Here is a 5082-nt window from a genome sequence, read left to right on the forward strand (position 1 = left end):
GACCGCCACCGACATCGCCTTCGCGCTCGGCGTGCTCGCCGTCCTCGGGCGCGGGCTGCCGCCGGGGGTGCGCGTCTTCTTGCTGGCGCTTGCGATCCTCGACGACATCGTCGGGATCGTCTTCATCGCGGTGCTGTTCACCTCCGATGTGGATGCCGCCATGATCCTGTTCGCGGTGGGCTTCGCCGCGGTGTTCGCCCTGTGTAGCCGGGTGCTCGATACCTGGGCGCGGCGCTGGGCGATCGCGGGGCTCGTCGTGTCGGCGGTCGGAACCTGGTGGGCCGTGTACGAGTCGGGAGTCCACGCGACGATCGCCGGCGTCGTGCTCGGCCTCGTGATGGCGCAGCAACCCGCGATGCGCGTGCGCCATGCGCTGGAGCCGTGGGTGAACGGGCTCGTCCTGCCGCTGTTCGCGGTGTGCGCCGCGCTCGTGGTGATCCCGCAGGTGCCGGCGCGGGAGCTGTCGCCCGCGTTCTGGGGAGTGCTCGTCGCGCTGCCGGTCGGCAAGCTCATCGGGATCGCGCTCTCCGGGGGCATCGCGCAGCGGCTGCTGCGGGTCCCGCGCGACGCGGCGCTGTCGTGGGGCGACCTGGTGGCCGCCGGGGCACTGGGCGGCATCGGGTTCACGGTCTCGCTGCTGCTGAGCGAGCTCGCCTTCGCCGATGCCCCCGGCATCCGCGATCAGGCGACCCTCGGCGTGCTCGGCGGGTCGGCGATCTCGCTCGTGGCGGCCGCGATGCTCGTATCGTGGCGGGCATGGCATCACAGGCGCAGGGCTCTGATCGTGACGAGTTGACCACCGACCCGATGGTCTCGTCACCTGAGCCGGATGTCCTTGCCGATGTCCCTGCCCCGCGGCGCGACAGCGCCACTGCAAGGGCTGACCCGCTGCGGCAGGCGGCCGAGACGATGCGCACCGTGCGCGAGCGGTGCGTGTGGTCGCAGCGCATCACGCACCGGGACCTCGTGCCGTACCTCGTGGAGGAGTCGGCCGAGCTGATCGATGCCGTCGAGGCCGGCACCCGCGCGGACCTGCGCGAGGAGCTGGGCGATGTGCTCTGGCAGGTGCTCTTCCACGCCGCGATCGCCGCGCAGGACGAGGCCGACCCGTTCGACATCGACGACGTCGCGGCGGGGCTCGTCGAGAAGATGGTGCGTCGGCATCCGCATGTCTTCGGGGATGCCGTGGCCACCACCCCCGAGGAGGTCCTCGTCCACTGGAACGCCGCCAAAGCCGCCGAGAAGCACGAGCGCCGGTCGGTGCTCGACGGCGTGTCCGAGCACATGCCCGCACTCGCCCTGGCGCAGAAGCTGCTCGGCAAGGCGGCACTCGTCGGCATCCGCCCCGCGTCGTCGCCCGCCTCGCCGGCTCCGCCTTCAGCCTCGCCGTCGCCCGCGAGAGAACAACCGGACGCCGAGAGCACGGGCGGCACCCGTTCCCTCGGCGTGGAGTTGTTCTCTCGCCGGCAGGCGGGGCTGAGCGAGCCCGCGCCCGCCCCCGCGACCGAGGTCGAGTTGGGGGAGGCGCTGCTGGGGCTCGTGGGGCTGGCGCGGGAGCGGGGGTGGGATGCCGAGCGCGCGCTGCGTGAGCGGATCCGCGTGCTGCAGGACGACATCCGCGCCGCCGAGCGCGGCTGACTGTCCCGAACTCCTCCACTCCCGCCGTGCGAACCCCGCTGACGGCCTGAATCCACCCGATCGCGTTCGCGCTGGAGGAGTTTGGGTCGGCAGGCCCCGCCACGGGTGCGGCCCCGCCGCTGGTGCGGCGGCTGCGGCGAAGTCCCTGAAAGAATGGACGGGTGCCCTCCGTGAACCCGCCGCGCGGCATGCGCGACTTCCTCCCCGCCGACAAGGCGCGCCGTGAGCGCGTGCTCGCCGTCATCCGCGAGCGCTACCGCGCGCACGGCTTCGACGAGATCGAGACCCCCGTCGTCGAGGACTACGATCGCCTCCACGCGGGGATCGGCGGCGACAACGAGAAGCTCGCCTTCAATGTCCTCAAACGGGGGCTGGATGCCGACGCGATCCGCGCCGCCGCCGACGACCCGGCCCGCCTGAGCGACCTCGGACTGCGTTACGACCTCACGGTTCCCCTCGCGCGGTTCTACGCGACCCACCGGGCGGAGCTGCCGACGGTGTTCCGCTCGATCCAGATCGCGCCGGTCTGGCGGGCCGAGCGCCCGCAGAAGGGTCGTTACCGGCAGTTCGTCCAGTGCGACATCGACATCATCGGCGACGCGACCGGCCGCGCCGAGGCCGAACTCGTCGTCGCGAGCCTCGACACCCTCGACGCGCTGGGGCTCGACGGCGGCACGATCCGCATCAACGATCGCCGTGCCCTGGACTGGATGCTGGAGGTCTTCGGCTTCGCCCCCGACGAGCGCGCTGGCGTGCTCATCACGATCGACAAGCTCGACAAGATCGGCGTCGACGGCGTCGTCGCGGAGCTGAGCGAGCGGGGCGCGACCCCCGAGGCGGTCGCCGCGTTCCGCGCATTCCTGCACCGCCCCCAGACACTCGAGTACCGCCCGTACGGCGAGGGCCAGATCCGCAAGGCTCTGCCGGAGGGAGCACCGGACGACGTCGTCACAGGCCTCGTCGCGATCGGCGACGCGGTCGCCGCAGCGCGAGCAGCCAACGCGGTGACGGACCCGGGCGGCATCCCGCTCGTCTTCGACCCCTTCCTCGTGCGCGGCATGGGCTACTACACCGGCACGATCTTCGAACTCGCCCACCCGAGCGTCGACTACTCGCTCGGCGGCGGCGGCCGCTACGACGGGATGATCGGCCGGTTCCTCGGCCAGGACGTCCCCGCCGTCGGGTTCTCCATCGGGTTCGAGCGCATCGTCGATCTCGTCGGTGCCGAGGCGGATGCCGGAGCCTCCGCCGTCGTGCTGGTGCACGACCGGGACATGCCCGTGGCTGAGCTCGTCACGCTGAAAGCGGCGCTCGTCGCCGGCGGCTCGCGCGTCCGCCTGGAGCGCCGCCCCAAGAACCTCAAGGCGCTGCTCGAGCGCGCCGCCGCCGACGGCTACACGTCCTTCGCGACGATCGCTGCGGGTGCTTCTCGCGACGAGCTCGAACTCAAGTCGCTGTCCTGACGGCGGTCGGCGGAGGTTCCTGAGGACAACGCAGGACTCTGAGGATCGGATGCCGGGATTTCGTCCTCAGCATCCGTCATCTCCTCGGCATCCGACGCCCGCCCGCGTATCAAGATTATTCTAGTTGCGATAGAATAATTGCATGCTGCTGAGAGTGGACCCCCAGAGCGCCGTGCCGGTGTTCGTGCAGATCGCGGCCAGCATCCGGGTGGACGCCGCGATGGGTCGACTGGTGCCCGGCGACCGGCTTTCGTCGGCGCGAGAGGTCGCCGCATCCCTCGGGGTCAACGTCCACACAGTGCTGCACGCCTACAACACGCTGCGCGATGAAGGCCTCATCGATCTCCGACGCGGACGCGGTGCCGTGGTGACCGACGCCGCTGTCGCTCTCGCCGCCCTGCATACCGAGATCTTGCTCCTCGCCCGCCGCGCCCGCGACCTCGGACTTCCCGCTGACACCCTTGCCGCTCTCGTGAAGGAGGCCGCGAATGCCCGCTGACACCCCTGCTCGATCGAAGGGCGAGACCCGTGGCGAGACCCGGGCCGTGTCGCGCTTCGTGCTGGTCGCCCTCGTGCTGCCGTGCCTTGTCGTCCTCGCCGGCGTCGTCGCGCTGCTGATCGCGATGCCCGCGTTTCCCGATCCCGTGGCGATCCACTGGGGAGCGGCGGGGACGCCCGACGGCTTCGGTCCGCCGTGGCTGCCCGCGCCGCTGCTGGCGGGCGTCGGGCTCGGCATCGCCGCCCTGCTGACCTTCACGGCTCTGCCCAGTCTGCGCCGCGGCGTGCGCAGCCCGTCCTATCGCCTGCTGGGCGCCCTGTCACTCGGCGAGGCGCTGTTCCTCACGATCCTCGTGACGGCGCTGACACTTCCGCAGGCGGGGCTTGCCGATGCCGCTGATGCGCCGCTCGTCGGGCTGCCGATGGCACTCGCCATCGTCGGCGCGGTCGTGGGCCTCGTGGCCGGCTGGTTCCTACAGCCGCATCAGGATGCTGCGCCGGTCGCCGTCGAACACGTCGATACGCTGGACCTGCAGCCCGGGGAGCGTGCCGCGTGGTTGCGGACGGTGACGATGGCGCGGTCGGGAATGATCGTGCTCGCCGTCGGCATCCTCGTGCTGGTCGGCTCGATCGTGCTCACGTGGACGGCCACCGATGAGTTCGCCCCACGGCTGATCACACTCATCGTGACCGTCGGAGTCGCCGTCGCGGTCGTGACCAACGTCGCCTTCCGTGTCCGCATCGACGCCGCCGGGCTCACCGCGACGTCGGTGGTGGGCTGGCCGCGGCTGCGCGTTCCGCTCGCAGACGTTGCCGAGGCCGCGGTGGTGCACGTAGACCCGATGGGCGAGTTCGGTGGCTGGGGGATTCGCTGGGCCGCCGGTCGCACCGGAGTCGTGCTGCGCGCCGGGGAGGGGATCCTCGTGCGCCGCCGCAGCCGCCGCGACTTCGTCGTCACGGTCGATGACGCCGAGACCGGCGTCGCCCTGCTCACCGCGCTCAGTTCCCGCGAAGGTTCCTGAGGAGATTGCAGGATGCTGAGGAGCGGATGCCGGGATATCGTCCTCAGCATCCGTCGTCTCCTCGGCATCCGCCGCGGCGTGCAGTGAACCGCTCCCTCCGCCTGCGATATGACACCGCCGGGCACACCCCTGGCGCCGACCCGCCCGGTGCGGTTGGCTGACGCCATGACCAACCTCAACGATGCCGCTGCCGCCGTCGATCGCTACCTCACCGAGACGCTCATCGGCCACGATGAGGCGCTGGATGCCGCGGTCACCGCCCAGTGCGCCGCCGGCATGCCCGACATCGAAGTCGCTCCGACCGGCGGCAAGCTGCTGCATCTGCTCGCGCGGGCGACAGGGGCGCGCCGCGTGCTGGAGATCGGCACCCTCGGCGGCTACTCCACCATCTGGCTGGCCCGCGGCATCCCCGACGACGGCGTCGTCGTCACGATCGAGGCCGAGCCCGCGCACGCCGCCGT

The 5082-nt window shown here is 71.4% G+C and carries 6 protein-coding genes; all 6 read left to right on the top strand.

Annotation, left to right across the window (positions count from 1 at the left end; genetic code table 11):
• The coding region (locus WBP48_RS13495; RefSeq protein WP_424441255.1) for a Na+/H+ antiporter NhaA at positions 1–796 on the top strand (796 nt) is incomplete at its 5' end.
• On the top strand, positions 757–1638 hold the full coding sequence (locus WBP48_RS13500; RefSeq protein ID WP_424441257.1) for a MazG family protein: 882 nt from the start codon (positions 757–759) through the stop codon (positions 1636–1638). The genes WBP48_RS13495 and WBP48_RS13500, both read left to right, overlap by 40 nt.
• A 188-nt stretch (positions 1639–1826) precedes the next feature.
• Positions 1827–3101 carry a histidine--tRNA ligase gene (gene hisS / locus WBP48_RS13505; RefSeq protein WP_424441265.1) on the top strand — a complete coding sequence of 425 codons (1275 nt, stop codon included), beginning with the start codon at positions 1827–1829 and terminating at the stop codon, positions 3099–3101.
• A 142-nt stretch (positions 3102–3243) separates the two neighbouring features.
• A complete protein-coding gene (locus WBP48_RS13510; RefSeq protein WP_424441259.1) occupies positions 3244–3600 on the top strand; it encodes a GntR family transcriptional regulator in 357 nt (118 codons plus the stop codon).
• A complete protein-coding gene (locus tag WBP48_RS13515) occupies positions 3590–4621 on the top strand; it encodes a DUF1648 domain-containing protein (RefSeq protein WP_424441261.1) in 1032 nt (343 codons plus the stop codon). Before WBP48_RS13510 ends, WBP48_RS13515 begins: the two co-directional genes overlap by 11 nt.
• Positions 4622–4786: 165 nt before the next feature.
• Positions 4787–5082: O-methyltransferase (locus WBP48_RS13520; protein ID WP_424441263.1), on the top strand; the 296-nt coding region annotated here is incomplete at its 3' end.

This window comes from Microbacterium sp., assembly GCF_049661145.1.
GTDB lineage: Bacteria > Actinomycetota > Actinomycetes > Actinomycetales > Microbacteriaceae > Microbacterium.